At 68.9% G+C, this 16,650-nt stretch carries 16 protein-coding genes; 7 read left to right on the forward strand and 9 right to left on the reverse strand.

The features are described 5' to 3' along the window. Positions 1-39 precede the first annotated feature (39 nt). Positions 40-516 (forward strand): dinucleotide-utilizing enzyme, encoded by a 477-nt coding sequence (locus tag ACI2K6_RS03435; RefSeq protein ID WP_112614042.1) that lies wholly within the window; start codon positions 40-42, stop codon positions 514-516. A gap of 280 nt (positions 517-796) precedes the next feature. Here the strand turns inward: ACI2K6_RS03435 and ACI2K6_RS03440 are convergent, their stop codons facing one another. Further along, positions 797-1,729: a heme o synthase gene (locus ACI2K6_RS03440; RefSeq protein WP_112615075.1), complete on the reverse strand. Its 933-nt coding sequence runs from the start codon at positions 1,727-1,729 to the stop codon at positions 797-799. A gap of 222 nt (positions 1,730-1,951) precedes the next feature. On the opposite strand from ACI2K6_RS03440, the gene tkt reads away from it, so the two are divergent. The 6 genes from tkt to pgl are packed head-to-tail and all read left to right on the forward strand — an operon-like array spanning position 1,952 to position 10,023. Next, positions 1,952-4,030, forward strand: a complete 2,079-nt coding sequence (gene tkt / locus ACI2K6_RS03445) for a transketolase (RefSeq protein WP_112614040.1) — start codon at positions 1,952-1,954, stop codon at positions 4,028-4,030. After that, positions 4,027-5,133: a transaldolase gene (gene tal, locus ACI2K6_RS03450; protein WP_282502394.1), complete on the forward strand. Its 1,107-nt coding sequence runs from the start codon at positions 4,027-4,029 to the stop codon at positions 5,131-5,133. The genes tkt and tal overlap by 4 nt, the downstream gene beginning before the upstream one ends. After that, positions 5,130-6,749: a glucose-6-phosphate isomerase gene (locus ACI2K6_RS03455; RefSeq protein WP_404568571.1), complete on the forward strand. Its 1,620-nt coding sequence runs from the start codon at positions 5,130-5,132 to the stop codon at positions 6,747-6,749. Before tal ends, ACI2K6_RS03455 begins: the two co-directional genes overlap by 4 nt. 13 nt (positions 6,750-6,762) lie before the next feature. Further along, entirely contained in the window at positions 6,763-8,310 is a 1,548-nt protein-coding gene (gene zwf / locus ACI2K6_RS03460; RefSeq protein ID WP_269266572.1) for a glucose-6-phosphate dehydrogenase, read from the forward strand. Then, positions 8,307-9,248, forward strand: a complete 942-nt coding sequence (locus ACI2K6_RS03465) for a glucose-6-phosphate dehydrogenase assembly protein OpcA (protein WP_112614032.1) — start codon at positions 8,307-8,309, stop codon at positions 9,246-9,248. The genes zwf and ACI2K6_RS03465 overlap by 4 nt, the downstream gene beginning before the upstream one ends. A 1-nt stretch (position 9,249) precedes the next feature. Next, on the forward strand, positions 9,250-10,023 hold the full coding sequence (gene pgl / locus ACI2K6_RS03470; protein ID WP_112614030.1) for a 6-phosphogluconolactonase: 774 nt from the start codon (positions 9,250-9,252) through the stop codon (positions 10,021-10,023). Positions 10,024-10,094: 71 nt separating this feature from the next. Here pgl and ACI2K6_RS03475 read toward each other — a convergent pair whose 3' ends face one another. From ACI2K6_RS03475 to rapZ, 8 genes are all read right to left on the reverse strand, one after another. Then, positions 10,095-10,451 carry an RNA polymerase-binding protein RbpA gene (locus ACI2K6_RS03475; protein ID WP_112614028.1) on the reverse strand — a complete coding sequence of 119 codons (357 nt, stop codon included), beginning with the start codon at positions 10,449-10,451 and terminating at the stop codon, positions 10,095-10,097. Beyond that, positions 10,451-10,699: a preprotein translocase subunit SecG gene (gene secG / locus ACI2K6_RS03480; RefSeq protein ID WP_036304945.1), complete on the reverse strand. Its 249-nt coding sequence runs from the start codon at positions 10,697-10,699 to the stop codon at positions 10,451-10,453. The genes ACI2K6_RS03475 and secG overlap by 1 nt, the downstream gene beginning before the upstream one ends. 114 nt (positions 10,700-10,813) lie before the next feature. Beyond that, positions 10,814-11,602, reverse strand: coding sequence for a triose-phosphate isomerase (gene tpiA, locus ACI2K6_RS03485; RefSeq protein WP_404568084.1), 789 nt, complete (start codon positions 11,600-11,602; stop codon positions 10,814-10,816). Continuing rightward, complete coding sequence (locus tag ACI2K6_RS03490; protein ID WP_404568085.1) at positions 11,593-12,807, reverse strand: phosphoglycerate kinase; 1,215 nt, start codon at positions 12,805-12,807, stop codon at positions 11,593-11,595. The genes tpiA and ACI2K6_RS03490 overlap by 10 nt, the downstream gene beginning before the upstream one ends. Positions 12,808-12,812: 5 nt before the next feature. Beyond that, positions 12,813-13,817: a type I glyceraldehyde-3-phosphate dehydrogenase gene (gene gap / locus ACI2K6_RS03495; protein ID WP_094261864.1), complete on the reverse strand. Its 1,005-nt coding sequence runs from the start codon at positions 13,815-13,817 to the stop codon at positions 12,813-12,815. 137 nt (positions 13,818-13,954) lie between these two features. Continuing rightward, complete coding sequence (locus tag ACI2K6_RS03500) at positions 13,955-14,575, reverse strand: superoxide dismutase (RefSeq protein ID WP_023951473.1); 621 nt, start codon at positions 14,573-14,575, stop codon at positions 13,955-13,957. 156 nt (positions 14,576-14,731) lie between these two features. Further along, on the reverse strand, positions 14,732-15,709 hold the full coding sequence (whiA, locus tag ACI2K6_RS03505) for a DNA-binding protein WhiA (protein WP_023951475.1): 978 nt from the start codon (positions 15,707-15,709) through the stop codon (positions 14,732-14,734). 41 nt (positions 15,710-15,750) lie between these two features. Beyond that, positions 15,751-16,626 carry an RNase adapter RapZ gene (gene rapZ, locus ACI2K6_RS03510; protein ID WP_274178020.1) on the reverse strand — a complete coding sequence of 292 codons (876 nt, stop codon included), beginning with the start codon at positions 16,624-16,626 and terminating at the stop codon, positions 15,751-15,753. Positions 16,627-16,650: the final 24 nt, after the last annotated feature.

The raw sequence follows: 16,650 nt of genomic DNA on the forward strand, positions 1-16,650 counted from the left end.
TCGAGGCCGCCGACAGCGGTCGCGACACGAAGGAGCACCATGAGCGTTCACCCCCGCATTGTCCGCAGCATCCCGTTCTGGATCCTCGTTGCCGGATCGGTTGCCGCGATCGGCGGTGGCACCTACGTCCTGGTCGAGAAGCTCAGCCACATGGAGGCGACCATTCTCGACAACACCGCCACGGGTGTCGACGTCTACGTCGGCCAGATCTGGGGCGTGTTCGGCGGCATCCTCCTCGGCGCCGGCGTCGTCGGTCTGGCTCTGGCCCTCGCCACCGCGGCGCTGAGCTCGGTCTTCCCGCGGGAGCCGCGCCGCACCGCCGGAGAGCAGGATCGGCATGCAGCTGTGCCCGCCTCGGAGCATGTCATCTCGGAGCCCGTGGTCTCGGAGCGCGCGGCCTCGGAGCCGGCGGTCTCGACCGAGACGACCGCGGTTTCGGCCGCAGACACGACGGCGCCCGACCCGGCCACGACCTCGACCCTGGAGTCGCCGTCCAACGACCCGCAGCAGCGCTGACCCGCGCCGCCACACCCTCAGAACGGCCGTCCTCCGCGGCACTCGGGCTTCCCGGGTGAGGAGGGCGGCCGTTCTGCGCGCGCCAGCACTCGGGTCGACCCCGACCGGGTTCACCTGGCAGCTCGCGCCCCCACCCATGCGCTGAGGGGGCGCCCCTGCCAAGTGAGCCCAGCGACCCCGGGCCTGCAGATCCAGGTGGCAGCTCGCGCCCCCTACCCACGCGCCGAAGGGGCCCCACCTGTCAAGTGAGCCCAGTGAGCCCAGCCGCGCGGGCGCGGCCTCAGAAGGGCAGCAGCGGGTCGACCGCGATGGCCACGAAGACCAGCGTCAGGTAGGTGATCGAGGCGTGGAACACGCGCATGGGGCGAGCCTGCTCGCCGCGGACGGCGCGGTTGTACAGACGGTGCGACTCGTAGAGGAACCACCCGCCGAAGACGATCGCCGAGACGGTGTACACGAGCCCCATCGGCGCCACCGGGATGAGCAGCAGCGAGCACGCGACGGTCGCCCACGCGTAGAGGATGACCTGAAGGCCGACCTGCGACCCGTTGCGGGTTGCGCCCAGCATGGGCACGTCGACCTCGTCGTAGTCGTTCTTGTACTTCATCGACAGCGGCCAGTAGTGCGGCGGCGTCCAGAGGAAGACGAGAACGAACAGGATGAGCGCCGCCCACGAGAGCGAGCCGGTCACGGCCGACCATCCGATCACGACCGGGAAACAACCCGCGATGCCGCCCCAGACGATGTTCTGCTCCGTGCGGCGCTTCAGGATCATCGTGTAGATCACGACGTAGAAGAAGATGGCGAAGACGCTGAGGGATGCCGCGACCCAGTTCGTCGTCACGGCGAGCCACACCGTGGATGCCACCGCGAGCGTCCACGCGAAGATCAACGCGCCGCGGGCCGAGACCTCGCCCGTCACGATGGGTCGGTTCTCGGTGCGCTTCATGTGCGCGTCGATGTCGCGGTCCAGGTACATGTTGAACGCGGCGGCGGACCCGGCGCTCATCGCGCCTCCGACGACCGTCGCGAGCACGAGCCAGAGATTCGGAAGACCTCCGGCCGCGAGGATCATGACCGGCACCGTCGTGACCAGCAGCAGCTCGAGCACGCGGGGCTTCGTGAGCGCGACATACGCGCGGACGGTCGCACCGAACGACGTGCCACGAGAGGTGTCGACGGAGGCCGAACCGGCAGTCGTCGTGATGTCCATCGCTCCCCGCATCTCACCGCTGTGAACCTGTCCAGTCTAGGGCATCCGCCGAGGAGGGCCTCCGCGGGGCCGCCCTACCACGACTGTCACATGACGACGTGCGCGCCCCGGCCGTCTGGCGTCCTCGCTATGCTGAGGTCATACGCGCGCCGGCGCCGAACCCCTCCCTTCCTGACTGCGGAGCGGCATGCGCAGGCGCTGCCTCTCGAGAAAGGCGACCGAGTGTCGGAACTTCGTTGGGACGAGATCGATCGGCGCGCGGTGGACACCGCCCGCGTCCTGGCCGCGGATGCGGTGGAGAAGGTGGGCAACGGCCACCCGGGTACGGCCATGAGCCTCGCCCCCGCCGCCTACCTCCTGTATCAGCGCGTGCTGCGGCACGACCCCACGGACACCGACTGGCTCGGGCGCGACCGCTTCATCCTGTCGGCGGGTCACTCCTCCCTCACGCAGTACGTGCAGCTCTACCTCGGCGGCTTCGGTCTCGAGCTCGATGATCTGAAGGCGTTGCGCACCTGGGGCTCACTGACCCCGGGACACCCCGAGTACGGCCACACCAAGGGTGTCGAGATCACGACCGGCCCGCTCGGCCAGGGCCTCGCCACCTCCGTCGGCTTCGCCTACGCAGCTCGCTACGAGCGCGGTCTGTTCGACCCCGAGGCGCCGGCCGGCACCTCGCCGTTCGACCACTTCATCTACGTCATCGCGAGCGACGGCGACATCCAGGAGGGCATCACGGCCGAGGCCGGATCGCTTGCCGGACACCAGCAGCTCGGCAACCTGATCGCGATCTACGACGCGAACCAGATCTCGATCGAGGACGACACGAACGTCGCCTTCACCGAGGATGTCGCAGCGCGCTACGAGGCCTACGGCTGGCACGTGCAGACGGTCGACTGGAAGAGCACGGGCGAATACGTCGAAGACGTCGCCGCCCTCTACTCCGCGATCGAGGCGGCGAAGGGCGAGACCGACAAGCCCTCCCTCATCGTCCTCAAGACGATCATCGGCTGGCCGGCTCCCGGCAAGCAGAACACCGGCAAGATCCACGGCTCCGCGCTCGGCGCCGACGAGCTCGCCGCCACGAAGAAGGTGCTCGGGTTCGACCCCGAGAAGAGCTTCGAGGTCGCCGACGACGTCATCAGCCACACCCGTTCCCTCGCCGAGCGCGCCGCAGCCGAGCGCGCCGAATGGCAGAAGTCGTTCGACGCCTGGGCCGAGGCCAACCCCGAGCGCAAGGCGCTGCTCGATCGCCTCGAGTCCGGCGAGCTGCCGGCCGACGTGTCGGTCCCCGCGTTCGAGGCGGGCAAGGCCGTGTCGACCCGCGCCGCGAGCGGTCAGGTCATCAACGCGCTCGCCGACCAGCTCCCCGAGCTCTGGGGCGGATCCGCCGACCTCGCCGAGTCGAACCTGACGACGATCAAGTCGGGCAAGAGCTTCATCCCCACCGAGTGGTCCACGCACGAGTGGTCGGGCGACCCGTACGGCCGCGTCCTGCACTTCGGCATCCGCGAGCACGCGATGGGCGCGATCGTCAACGGCATCGTCCTGCACGGCAAGACGCGCGCCTTCGGCGGCACCTTCCTCATCTTCAGCGACTACATGCGCCCTGCGGTGCGCCTGGCCGCCCTGATGAACATCCCGTCGATCTACGTGTGGACGCATGACTCCATCGCCCTCGGCGAGGACGGCCCGACGCACCAGCCGATCGAGCAGATCTCGTCGCTGCGACTCATCCCCAACTTCACGGTCGTCCGTCCGGCCGACGCCAACGAGACCGCGGCCGCGTGGCACGAGCTGCTGCGCCGCCAGGCCGGCCCCGCGGGCATCGCCCTGACGCGACAGAACATCCCGGTGTTCCCGCGCGGTGAGGACGGCTTCGCAACCACGGACGGCGTGGCGAAGGGCGCGTACGTGCTCATCGATGCCGAGGGCGGCCAGCCGGACGTCATCATCATCGCCACCGGTTCCGAGGTGCAGCTGGCTGTCGAAGCCCGCGAGGCTCTCGCCGCAGACGGCATCCAGGCCCGCGTCGTCTCGGCCCCCGCGCTCGAATGGTTCGCCGAGCAGGACGAGGCGTACCGCGAGTCGGTGCTGCCCGCAGCCGTCCGTGCGCGCGTCTCCGTCGAGGCCGGTGCCACCCCGCTGTGGCGCTCCATCGTCGGCGACACCGGACGCTCGGTCGGCATCGACCACTTCGGCGCTTCGGCCGACTACCAGACCCTGTTCGAGAAGTTCGGAATCACCACCGAGGCCGTCGTCGCGGCCGCCCGCGCAACCGTTGAGGAGAACAACGCATGAGCACGCCCACCCAGGACCTCTCCGACGCCGGCGTCAGCATCTGGCTCGACGACCTGTCGCGTCAGCGCATCACGACCGGCAACCTGCAGGAGCTCATCGACACCCGCAACGTCGTCGGCGTGACGACGAACCCCTCGATCTTCCAGGCCGCCATCAGCGCGGGCGTCGGCTACGAGGAGGCCATCGAGGCGCAGGCCAAGGCCGGAGCCTCCACCGACGACACGATCTTCGAGCTGACGACGACGGACGTGCGCAACGCGTCCGACATCTTCCGCCCGATCTTCGACCAGACGGGCGGCGTCGACGGTCGCGTGTCGATCGAGGTCTCCCCCGACCTCGCGCACGACACCGACGCCACCATCGCCGAGGCCAAGAAGCTTGCCGCCGCGGTCGACCGCCCGAACGTCCTGATCAAGATCCCCGCGACCAAGGCCGGCCTGCCCGCGATCACCGAGGTCATCGCCGCCGGCATCAGCGTCAACGTCACGCTGATCTTCTCGCTCGAGCGCTACAGCGAGGTCATCGACGCCTACCTCGCCGGCCTGGAACGCGCCCGCGAGGCGGGCATCGACCTCGGTGGCATCCACTCGGTCGCGTCGTTCTTCGTCTCGCGTGTGGACACCGAGGTCGACAAGCGCCTCACGGCGATCGGATCGGATGCCGCGAACGAGCTGAAGTCGCTCGCCGGTGTCGCCAACGCGCGCCTGGCTTACGAGCTCTTCGAGAAGAAGTTCGCCGAGCAGCGCGCCCAGGACCTCGTCGCCGCCGGCGCGAACCTGCAGCGTCCGCTGTGGGCCTCGACCGGTGTCAAGGACCCCGCGCTGCCGGACACCCTCTACGTCACCGAGCTCGTCGCCCCCGGCACCGTCAACACGATGCCCGAGAAGACCCTCGAGGCGACCTTCGACCACGGTGTGATCTCCGGCGACACCGTCACCGGAGCCTACGAGGCCGCGCACAAGGTCTTCGCCGACCTCGCCGAGGTGGGAATCGACCTCGAAGACGTCACCCAGTTGCTGGAGGACGAGGGCGTCGACAAGTTCATCGCGTCGTGGCACGACCTGCAGGGCACGGTGACGGAGGCTCTGGAGAGCGCCCGTTGAGCTTCGAGATCCACGTCTCGGGGCATGTCTCCGACGTCGTCGAGAAGACCGTGCCCCGGCTCGTGGCCGATCTGGTGGCGAGCGGCATCACCGCCGGTGACGCCGACCTGTGGGGTCCTGATGCGGCCGCCGAGGCGTCCCACCGACTCGGCTGGGTGCAGGCCGTCACCGTGTCGCGTCCGCTCGTCGCCGAGATCGAGGCGCTGCGCTCCGAGCTCCTCGGCCGGGGTATCACGCGCGTCGTGCTGTCCGGGATGGGTGGCTCGTCGCTCGCTCCCGAGGTCATCGCCCGCACGCACGGTGTGCCGCTGACGATCCTCGACTCCACCGCCCCCGGGCAGGTCCTGGCGGCCATCGACGGCGACCCGGAGACAGGCGGTCTCGCCGAAACCGTCCTCGTCGTCTCGTCGAAGTCGGGTTCGACGGTCGAGACCGATTCGGCGCGTCGCGCCTTCGCTGCGGCGTGGAGCGATCTCGGTATCGATCCGGCCGATCGCATCGTCGTCGTCACCGACCCGGGCTCTCCGCTCGAGCACGAGGCGCGCGAAGCGGGACACCGGGTGTTCACCGCCGACCCGACGGTCGGAGGGCGCTATTCGGCGCTCACGGCCTTCGGCCTCGTGCCGGCGGGATTGGCGGGGGCCGACATCGGGCAGCTGCTCGACGAAGCCGACGCGACCCTGCTCGAAGTGGCCGTGGACGACCCGCGCAACCCCGCTCTCGTGCTCGCCGCGGCGATCGCGGGCGGCGAACCGCGCCGCGACAAGCTGGCCCTCATCAGCGACGGGACCCACATCGTGGGACTCCCCGATTGGATCGAGCAGCTGGTCGCCGAATCGACCGGGAAGGCCGGCACCGGCATCCTGCCCGTCGTCGCCACCCCGCTCTCCCCCGAGCTCGACCTCCTTCCCGATGACCTGCAGGTCGTGCGACTCGTCGGCGACGCGGTCCACTTCCAGATCCTCGAGCAGCACCCCGGCGAGGTGCTCGTCAGCGGTTCCCTGGGCGCTCAGTTCCTGGTGTGGGAGTACGCCACAGCGATCGCCGGTCGCCTGCTCGGGATCAACCCCTTCGACCAGCCCGACGTCGAGGCGGCGAAGACCGCCGCGCGTGGCCTGCTCGATGCGCAGCCCGCGTCGACTGCACCGCTGTTCGTCGAGGACGGCGTCGAAGTGCGGGTGTCCGATCCCGCCCTCGCGGCGGATCGCACGCTCGCGGGGGTCCTCGCGAATCTGTGGCGGGTCGTCCCGGCCGACGGATACGTCGCCGTCCAGGCCTATGTCGATCGCACCGCCGTGCCGCAGCTGGCCGGCGTGCGCGAACTGATCGCCGCCGACTCCGGCCGCCCCACCACGTTCGGGTGGGGACCGCGGTTCCTGCACTCGACCGGTCAGTACCACAAGGGCGGCCCCGCGAACGGCGTGTTCGTCCAGATCACCGAGCGCACGGACGTCGACCTCGAGATTCCGGGTCGTCCCTTCACGTTCGGCCGTCTGATCGAAGCGCAGGCCTCCGGCGACGCCGCGGTCCTCGCCGAGCGCGGCCGCCCCGTCGTGACGCTCACCCTGACGGACCCCGCGACCGAGGTCCTCACCCTTTTCGAAGCCGCCCAGTAGGAAGACCCCTCCCATGACCGTGGAGATCTCGCGCGCCCACAACCCCCTGCGCGATCCCGACGACCGCCGCTTGAACCGCATCGCAGGGCCCAGCGCTCTCGTGATCTTCGGCGTCACCGGCGACCTGTCGCGCAAGAAACTCATGCCCGCCGTCTACGACCTCGCCAACCGCGGGTTGCTGCCCCCCGGGTTCGCCCTCGTGGGCTTCGCCCGACGCGATTGGGAGGACCAGGACTTCGCGGAGGTCGTGCACTCGGCGGTGAAACAGTACGCGCGCACGCCGTTCCGCGAAGAGACCTGGAAGCAGCTCCTCCAGGGCATCCGCTTCGTCTCCGGCGAGTTCGGCGACGCCGATGCTTTCCGTCGGCTCCGCGAGACGGTCGAGAAGCTCGATGTCGACCGCGGGACGATGGGGAACCACGCGTTCTACCTGTCGATCCCGCCCAAGGACTTCCCGATCGTCGCGAAGCAGCTCAAGGACTCGGGCCTGGTCGACGAGCACGCGGATGCCGACACCTGGCGCCGCGTGGTCATCGAGAAGCCGTTCGGCAGCGACCTGAAGACGGCCCGCGAACTCAACGAGGCGCTCGAGGTGGCCTTCCCGGCCGACTCGATCTTCCGGATCGACCACTACCTCGGCAAGGAGACGGTGCAGAACATCCTCGCACTGCGCTTCGCGAACGAGCTGTTCGAGCCGATCTGGAACGCGAACTACGTCGACCACGTGCAGATCACGATGGCCGAAGACATCGGCGTCGGCGGGCGTGCGGGATACTACGACGGCATCGGCGCAGCCCGCGACGTCATCCAGAACCACCTTCTCCAGCTCCTCGCCCTCACCGCGATGGAAGAGCCCATCTCGATGGAGGCGGGCCACCTGCGGGCCGAGAAGGAGAAGGTGCTCGCCGCTGTCCAGCTGCCGGCCGATCTCTCGACCGCGACCGCCCGCGGACAGTACGCCGGCGGGTGGCAGGGCGGCGAAGAGGTCACCGGCTTCCTCGACGAGGACGGGATGAATCCCGAGTCGACGACCGAGACCTACGCCGCCATCAAGGTCGACATCGCCACGCGCCGCTGGGCAGGTGTGCCGTTCTACCTCCGGACGGGCAAGCGCCTGGGCCGCCGCGTGACCGAGATCGCGGTCGTGTTCAAGCGGGCCCCGCAGCATCTGTTCCTGCGCAATCAGACGACGGAGCTCGGCCAGAACGCCCTGGTGATTCGCGTCCAACCCGACGAGGGCGTCACGATCCGATTCGGCTCCAAGGTGCCGGGGGCCGCCACCGAGGTCCGCGACGTCACGATGGACTTCGGCTACGGCCACGCCTTCACCGAATCCAGCCCCGAGGCATACGAGCGGCTCATCCTCGATGTCCTCCTGGGCGATCCGCCGCTCTTCCCGCGGCACGAAGAGGTCGAGCTCTCGTGGCGCATCCTCGACCCCGTCGAGGAGTTCTGGGCGAAGCAGGGCGGTCCGCTCGAGCAGTACGCGCCCGGCTCCTGGGGCCCCACTTCCGCAGATGAACTGCTGGCCCGCGACGGCCGCGTCTGGAGGCGTCCATGATCGTCGATCTGCCCGACACGACCGTGTCGAAGATCGCCCGCGAACTCGTCAACGTGCGCGAGGAGGGCGGTGCCGTCGCCCTCGGACGCGTCCTGACACTCGTCATCGCGACGTCGCACGGGCTCGAAGAAGACGCGATCGAGGCGGCCAACGACGCCTCGCGCGAGCACCCGATGCGCGTGATCGTGCTGATCACCGACGCGAAGGGCGAATCGAAGCTCGACGCGCAGATCCGGGTCGGCGGCGACGCCGGTGCAAGCGAGGTCGTGGTCCTGCGCGCCAGCGGTGGCGCAGCGAGCAACGACGAGGCTCTCATCACCGGCCTCCTGCTGCCCGACGCTCCTGTTGTGGCCTGGTGGCCCGACCACCCGCCCGCAGACCCGTCGCAGTCGCCCATCGGCCGCATCGCGCAGCGGCGGATCACCGACGCCGCAACGCTGCCCTACGACAGTGGACGGCTCGCCGCGCTGGGCGACGGCTACGCGCCCGGAGACACCGATCTGGCGTGGACACGCCTGACGCACTGGCGCGAGCAGCTCGCGGCCGTCCTCGACCAGCCTCCCTACGAGCCGGTGACCGAGGTCGAGGTCGTCGGCAGCGGCAGCTCGCCGTCGACAGGACTGCTCGCCGCCTGGCTGTGCTTGATGCTCGATGTACCGGTGAACTGGCAGTACGCTCCCCGCGACGAGTGGGAGCACGGCATCCGCAGTGTCCGCCTCAAGCGGCCGAGCGGTGACGTCCTGCTCGAGCGCACGACGACCGTAGACGCGACGCTGACCCAGCCGGGCCAGCCGTCGCACGATCTCGTCCTTCCCCGTCGGACGCTCCGCGAATGCCTCGCGGAAGAGCTCCGACGCCTCGGGCCCGACGTCCTGTACGGCCGGGTCATCACGGACGGCTGGGCGCGGCTCCACCGCTCGCCTGCCGGAGACGCCTGAGATGCCGACCGCTGAGAAGCGCGTCGTCATCAGCCCCGACGTCGACACCCTCACCGGCTCGATCGCGGCACGTTTCCTCGATCGCGTGGCGAAGTGGGGAACGGACGGAAGAACCGTCAACGTCGGTCTCGCGGGCGGCGGCATCATGACGGATGTGCTCGAGCGGCTCGGGTCCCACCCCGAGCGCGACACTGTCGACTGGTCGCGCGTGCACTTCTGGTGGGTCGACGAGCGCTTCGTCGCCCGCGACAGCGAGGATCGGAACGAGGCGGTCGCACGTCGCGCCTTCCTCGACGCGATCGAGCTGCCGACATCGAACGTGCATCCCATCGCTGCGTCAGACGAGGCACCGGATGCCGAAGCCGCCGCCAGCGCGTACGCTGCCGAGCTCGCTACGGCGGGCATCGACGGCGCGGCCTGGCCCGTCTTCGACATCTGCTTCCTGGGCGTCGGCCCCGACGGCCACATCGCCTCGTTGTTCCCGGACCGCGGCGAGATCCGCATCACCGACAGCGCGGTCTCAGCCGTCCACGACTCCCCGAAGCCCCCGGCCGAGCGCGTGACGCTCACTCGGCCGGTGATCAACGCGTCGAAGCGGGTATGGATGGTGCTCGCCGGTCCGGACAAGTCAGCCGCGCTCGGGCTCGCGCTTGCGGGTGCCAGCTACCACAGCGTGCCGGCAGCCGGTGCGAAGGGCACCCGTCGCACCATTCTGTTCACGGATGAAGCGACCGCCGCGCAGGTTCCGCCGGAGCTCATCGACGACGAGTACTGACTCGCGCGCACATACGAAGAGAGCGGATGCCGTGGCATCCGCTCTCTTCGTATGTTGCGACGTGTGCCGCGTCAGTTCAGTCCGCGGCGTTCGCGAAGCTGCTGCAGCGCTTCGTCGAGAAGCTGCTCGGCCTCTTCGTCGGAGCGGCGCTCCTTCACGTAGGCGAGGTGCGTCTTGTACGGCTCGGTCTTGGCGACGGCAGGCGGATTAGCCTTGTCGCGACCGGCCGGCAGCCCCGAGTGGGGCGAGTCGATGGTCTCGGGGATCTCTTCATCCGCGATGCCGGCGGCGAAGTAGCGCACCGTCTCGTTGCCGAGAGCGTCCCAGTACGAGATCGCCACGCGATCAGCGTGGTGTCCGTGGTCCTGCTCGCCCATGGGGCCCGCACCCACGCGGGTGCCGCGAATGGCGTTTCCTCCGGTGGCCATCAGAGCACCGTGAACTTCGTGATGAGGCCGAGGGCGACGATGGAGAGGAACCATGCCAGCGCGAGCACGATCGTGAAGCGGTTGAGGTTGCGCTCCGCGAGGCCCGATGAGCCCATGGCGGAACTCATCCCGCCGCCGAACATGTCGGACAGGCCGCCGCCGCGCCCCTTGTGGAGCAGGATCAGCAACGTCAGGAGCAGGCTGGTGATGCCCAGAAGCACCTGCAGCACGAACTCGAGGATCTGCACGGTGGTCGTCACCTTTCCGGCGATCGTTCCGATCGCACGAGGGTCAAGTATATCCAGCAGCCGCACGGATACGCGTACGGCCCGGCGACCGGTGGGTCGCCGGGCCGTACGACGTCACACGCCGACGTGCTTCTGGTAGCGGATGATCGCGGCGAACTCGTCTGCGACGAGGCTCGCGCCTCCGACGAGAGCGCCGTCGACATCGGGCTCGCGCATGAAGCCCGCGATGTTGGCCGACTTCACCGATCCCCCGTAGAGGATGCGGGTGCGCGCCGCCGCGTCGGCGCCGAGCACGGAGCCGACGACCTCACGGAGCTTCGCGCACACGTCCTGCGCCTGCTGCGGGGTCGCAGCCTGGCCCGACCCGATGGCCCACACCGGCTCGTAAGCCACGACGATGTCGGCATCCGCCGCCACGCCCGCGAGGGCCGCCTCGAGCTGCGCCACCGGGACAGCCGAAGCGCCGTGCTTCTCGAGGTCTTCCGCCGTCTCGCCCACGCAGATGACCGGCGACAGACCGTGACGGAGGGCTGCCTGGACCTTGGCCGCGACGATCTCATCGGTCTCAGCGTGGTACTCGCGACGCTCCGAGTGCCCGATGATCACGTACCGGCAGTCGAGCTGCTTAAGGAACGCTCCCGAGATCTCACCGGTGTATGCACCGGAGTCCTTCGTCGAGAGGTCCTGAGCGCCGAGCGCGAACGCGATCTTGTCGGCGTCGAGCAGCGTCTGCACCGTACGTAGATCGGTGAACGGCGGAAAGACGGCCACCTCGACCGAGTCGTCCTCGTGCTTGGCATCCTTCAGCGTCCAGTGCAGCTTCTGCACGAATGCGACCGCCTGCAGGTGGTCGAGGTTCATCTTCCAGTTGCCCGCGATGAGCGGCATACGGTTCATGCCCATCCGAGCACCTCCAGACCGGGCAGCTTCTTGCCCTCCAGGAATTCCAGCGACGCACCGCCGCCGGTCGAAATGTGACCGAACGCCGAGTCGGCGAACCCGAGCTGCCGTACCGCGGCCGCCGAGTCTCCGCCGCCGACGACGGACAGCCCGTCCACCTCGGTGAGCGCCTGAGCCACAGCGCGCGTGCCTGCCGCGAACGCGGGCATCTCGAACACGCCCATCGGGCCGTTCCAGAACACGGTGCGCGAGCTGCGGATCGCCTCGGCGAACAGCTCTGCGCTCTTCGGGCCGATGTCGAGGCCCATGCTGTCGGCACCGAACGGGGTGTCCTCCAGAGCATCGGCCGCCGCGACCACGTGATCGGCGTCCGCCGCGAAGCCGGAAGCCATGACCGCGTCGACGGGGAGCACGAGTTCGACGCCGCGCTCCTTCGCCGTGGCGATGTAGCCCTTCACCGTCTCGAGCTGGTCGCTCTCGAGCAGGCTCTTGCCGACCTTGTGTCCGAGCGCGGCGAGGAAGGTGAACAGCATCCCCCCTCCGACGAGGATCTTGTCGGCGCGCGGAAGCAGGTGCTCGATGACACCCAGCTTGTCGCTCACCTTCGACCCGCCGAGCACCACGGCGTACGGACGCTCGGGGTTCTCGGTGAGGCGGTCGAGGACGTCGACCTCCTTCTCGATGAGGAAGCCGGCCGCCGACGGCAGGATCTCCGCGAGGTCGTAGACCGAGGCCTGCTTGCGGTGCACGACACCGAAGCCGTCGGAAACGAGCACATCGCCGAGCGCGGCGAGCTGCTCGGCGAACGCGCGACGCTCGGTCTCGTCCTTCGCCGTCTCGCCCGCGTTGAAGCGGAGGTTCTCGATCACTGCGACGTCACCGTCGCCGAGCGACGAGACGACCTGCTGCGCCGACTCGCCCACCGTGTCGCCGGCGAAGGCGACGGGCTTGCCGAGCAGCTCCGACAGACGCTGTGCGACGGGTTCGAGCGAGTACTTGGGGTCGGGGGAACCGTCGGGACGTCCCAGGTGCGAGCACGCGATGACGCGAGCTCCCTGGCCGATGAGGTGGTCGATGGTGGGCAGTGCCGCACGCACACGGCCATCGTCCGTGATGACTCCGTCCTTCAGGGGGACGTTGAAGTCAACACGGACGATGACGCGCTTTCCTGCGAGCGGGCCCAGCGAATCGAGGGTTCGCAGAGCCATGGTCGTCAGAGCTTGCTGGCGACGAGCTCGGTGAGGTCGACGAGGCGGTTGGAGTAACCCCACTCGTTGTCGTACCAGCCGACGACCTTGACCTGGTTGCCGATGACGCGGGTCAGGCCGGCGTCGAAGATGCAGGAGTGGTCGTCGGTGACGATGTCGCTCGAGACGATCTCGTCCTCGGTGTACTTCAGGATGCCCTTGAGCGGACCCTCGGCAGCAGCCTTGTACGCAGCCTTGATCTCCTCGACCGTGACCTCGCGCTCGAGCTCGACCGTGAGGTCGGTCGCCGAACCGGTGGGAACGGGCACGCGAAGAGCGAAGCCGTCGAGCTTGCCCTTCAGCTCGGGGAGGACGAGGCCGATGGCCTTGGCCGCGCCCGTCGAGGTGGGGACGATGTTGAGGGCGGCGGCGCGGGCACGGCGGAGGTCGCTGTGCGGGCCGTCCTGCAGGTTCTGGTCGGCCGTGTAGGCGTGGACCGTCGTCATGAGGCCCTTGACGATGCCGAACTCGTCGTTCAGGACCTTCGCCAGCGGCGCGAGGCAGTTCGTGGTGCACGACGCGTTCGAGATGACGTTGTGGTTCTCGGGGTCGTACAGGTCCTCGTTCGCGCCGATGACGAACGTGCCGTCCTCGCCCTTCGCGGGAGCCGAGATGAGAACCTTCTTGGCGCCGCCCGCGATGTGCTTCTTGGCGTCTTCGGCGTTGGTGAAACGACCGGTCGACTCGATGACGATGTCGACGCCCAGCTCGCCCCAGGGGAGGTTGGCGGGGTCGCGCTCTTCGAAGACCTTGATGGTCTTGCCGCCGACCGTGATCGAGTCCTCCGAGTACGTGACCTCGGCGTCCAGGCGACCCAGGATCGAGTCGTACTTGAGCAGGTGGGCGAGAGTCTTGTTGTCGGTGAGGTCGTTCACCGCCACGATCTCGAGGTCCGCGCCCTGAGCGAGGGCGGCGCGGAGGTAGTTGCGTCCGATGCGGCCGAAGCCGTTGATGCCGATCTTGACAGACACGATGTCTCCCGTTTCTTGTCGCGCCGGAAAAGCCCGTGCTGGCTGACCGAAACGCGATCTGATGAAAAAGAAGAGGATGCCGGGTTCGGCTCCCGTTGCCGGGAGGAGCCCGGCATCCTCACCTGTTTATGACCCTACTACGCGAGCAGGCCGGCCGTCTTCTCCCGAGCCGTCACAAAGCGCTCGGCGACGTTCTGCCAGTTCGCGATGTTCCACGCCGCCTTGACGTAGTCCGCCTTGACGTTGAGGTAGTCGAGGTAGAAGGCGTGCTCCCACATGTCGAGCTGGAAGATGGGGATGGTTCCCTGGGCGGTGTTCGACTGCTGGTCGAACAGCTGCTGGATGATCAGCTGTGCGCCGATCGGGTCCCAGCTGAGCACGGCCCAGCCGGAGCCCTGGATGCCGGTGGCGGCAGCCGTGAAGTGCGCCTGGAACTTGTCGAATCCGCCGAAGAACTCGTCGATCGCCGCGCGGAGCTCGCCCTCGGGCTCGCCGCCGCCCTCGGGCGAGAGGTTCGTCCAGAAGATGGAGTGGTTGACGTGTCCGCCGAGGTTGAACGCGAGGTCCTTCTCGAGCTTGTTGACGTTCGCGAGGTTGCCGGTCTCACGGGCCTCCGCGAGCTGCTCGAGAGCGGTGTTGGCGCCGTTCACGTAAGTCTGGTGGTGCTTGGAGTGATGAAGCTCCATGATCTTGCCGCTGATGTGCGGCTCGAGTGCCGCGTAATCGTATGGGAGCTCGGGAAGGGTGTACTTCGTCATTCTCTATCTCCTGTCAGCACCGCGCAGCGCGCGGCTCGTGCTGTCGAAGGCGCGCGACCGCACGCCTCGTGGACGTTTCTCATCCTATTGAGGGGCAACGCGTCGCACACCCCGTTGCTTCCCGCTCGGAACGCGGTGTAACGCGGGCGTGGTCGCTCAGTCGGAGAGTCCCGCGGGAACCGCCGACTCGGTGTCGGGCAGTCCTTCAGCGGCGGCCTTCTTGTCGGCCATCGCGAGAAGGCGGCGGATGCGGCCCGCGACAGCGTCCTTCGTCAGCGGCGGGTCGGCGTGATGACCGAGCTCATCGAGGCTCGCGTCGCGGTGTGCCAGACGGAGATCGCCGGCCTGCTTGAGGTGGTCGGGCACCTCGTCCCCCAGGATCTCGAGGGCTCGCTCGACGCGCGCGCAGGCCGCGACGGCCGCCTGGGCCGAACGACGCAGGTTCGCGTCGTCGAAGTTCACGAGGCGGTTCACGCCCGCGCGCACCTCGCGGCGCTGCCGCATCTGGTCCCACGTGTCGGCCGTGCGGGTGGCGCCCATCTCGGCGAGGGTCTGCCGAATCGCCTCGCCGTCGCGGACGACCACACGCGGGATGCCGCGGACCTCGCGCGCCTTGGCCGCGATGCCCAGACGGTGAGCCGCGCCGACGAGGGCCATGGCGGCCTCGGGAGAGGGGCAGGAGATCTCGAGAGCGGCCGAACGTCCCGGGTCGGACAGTGAACCGGCAGCGAGGAAAGCACCGCGCCACAGGGCGGCCAGGTCGGGACGCGATCCGGTCGTGAGCCTGTTGGGAAGGCCGCGCACCGGGCGGCGCCGCTGGTCGAGAAGGCCGGTCTGACGTGCGAGGGTCTCGCCTCCCTCGCGAACGCGGACGGCGAACGTCGCGCCGTCGCGGCCGCCGGACGCCTGGATGCGGGCGAGCTCGGGCCGCACGCCGTAGATCTCGACGAGTTCGCGCGCCACGCGGCGGGCGAGGATCTCCGAGTCGACCTCGGCCTCGACGGCCACTCGGCCCGCGATCGAGTGCAGACCGCCCGCGAAGCGCAGGATCGCGGTCACCTCGGCCACACGGGCGGCGGGTCGAGGGTCGCGCATCGCAGCCAACTCGGTCTTGACGTCAGCGGTCAGCGGCACGGCGCTCCTTCGGGAGGGGGTTCGGGGGACGAAGGGATAGCCTACTCGCGACCGAGGTCGCGGTGCTTGAGTCGCACCGCCACGCCGGGCAGCCCCGACAGCCGCTGCGCGAGTTCTCGAGCCGTGACGACGGAGCGGTGCTTGCCTCCCGTGCATCCGACGGCGACCACGGAATGGCGCTTGTTCTCGTCCTGGTAACCGCGCAGCACGGGGGCCAGCGCCGCAGCGTAGGCGTCGATGAATTCGCGTGCGTTGTCGTGCGAAAGGACCTCTTCGCGGACGGCGTCGTCTTCGCCGGTGAGCGCCTTGAGGTCGGGGTTCCAGAACGGGTTCGGCAGGAATCGCATGTCGGCCACGAGGTCGGCGTCCGGCGGCAAGCCGTATTTGAAGCCGAAGCTCATGACGGTCACGGTGTGCCGAGCAGCACCGTCGTCGGCGAACAGATCCCCGATGTAGGTCGCCAGCTGATGAATGTTGTCGCGAGAGGTGTCGACGATCACGTCGGCGCTCTCGCGAATCGGGGCGAGGCGTTCGCGCTCGCGGCGGATGCCGTCGACGAGCGTGCCGTCGCCCTGGAGAGGGTGCGGGCGACGCACGGACTCGAACCGGCGCACGAGCACCTCGTCGGCGGCATCCAGGAACAGGATCCGGAGGGCCCGCCCGTGCCGAAGCGCGCGCGTGATCTCGGGCAGCGCGGCGAACAGCTCACCACCGCGGACGTCGACGACTGCCGCGACTCGCGGCAACGCATTGCCGGCCAGCTCGCTGAGCTCGAGCAGCGGACGGAGCATCTGCGGCGGCAGATTGTCGACGACGTACCACCCCAGGTCTTCCAGGGCGTTCGCCGCCGTGGTGCGACCGGCACCGGACATGCCCGTGACGATGAGAATCTCGCCCGCGGGTACCTCGTCGGTCACCGTCACCACCCCTGTCTCTCGCCG

The sequence above is a fragment of the Microbacterium sp. NPDC006705 genome (assembly GCF_044903545.1).
GTDB lineage: Bacteria > Actinomycetota > Actinomycetes > Actinomycetales > Microbacteriaceae > Microbacterium > Microbacterium plantarum.

What these genes read in the sequence shown, in the direction of transcription:
- tpiA (WP_404568084.1), bottom strand. Translation starts at nt 11,602, where the DNA reads ATGGGCATGAACCGTATGCCGCTCATCGCGGGCAACTGGAAGATGAAC.
- pgl (WP_112614030.1), top strand. Translation starts at nt 9,250, where the DNA reads ATGCCGACCGCTGAGAAGCGCGTCGTCATCAGCCCCGACGTCGACACC.
- ACI2K6_RS03440 (WP_112615075.1), bottom strand. Translation starts at nt 1,729, where the DNA reads ATGGACATCACGACGACTGCCGGTTCGGCCTCCGTCGACACCTCTCGT.
- ACI2K6_RS03435 (WP_112614042.1), top strand. Translation starts at nt 40, where the DNA reads ATGAGCGTTCACCCCCGCATTGTCCGCAGCATCCCGTTCTGGATCCTC.
- ACI2K6_RS03490 (WP_404568085.1), bottom strand. Translation starts at nt 12,807, where the DNA reads ATGGCTCTGCGAACCCTCGATTCGCTGGGCCCGCTCGCAGGAAAGCGC.
- ACI2K6_RS03475 (WP_112614028.1), bottom strand. Translation starts at nt 10,451, where the DNA reads ATGGCCACCGGAGGAAACGCCATTCGCGGCACCCGCGTGGGTGCGGGC.
- ACI2K6_RS03500 (WP_023951473.1), bottom strand. Translation starts at nt 14,575, where the DNA reads ATGACGAAGTACACCCTTCCCGAGCTCCCATACGATTACGCGGCACTC.
- zwf (WP_269266572.1), top strand. Translation starts at nt 6,763, where the DNA reads ATGACCGTGGAGATCTCGCGCGCCCACAACCCCCTGCGCGATCCCGAC.
- tal (WP_282502394.1), top strand. Translation starts at nt 4,027, where the DNA reads ATGAGCACGCCCACCCAGGACCTCTCCGACGCCGGCGTCAGCATCTGG.
- ACI2K6_RS03465 (WP_112614032.1), top strand. Translation starts at nt 8,307, where the DNA reads ATGATCGTCGATCTGCCCGACACGACCGTGTCGAAGATCGCCCGCGAA.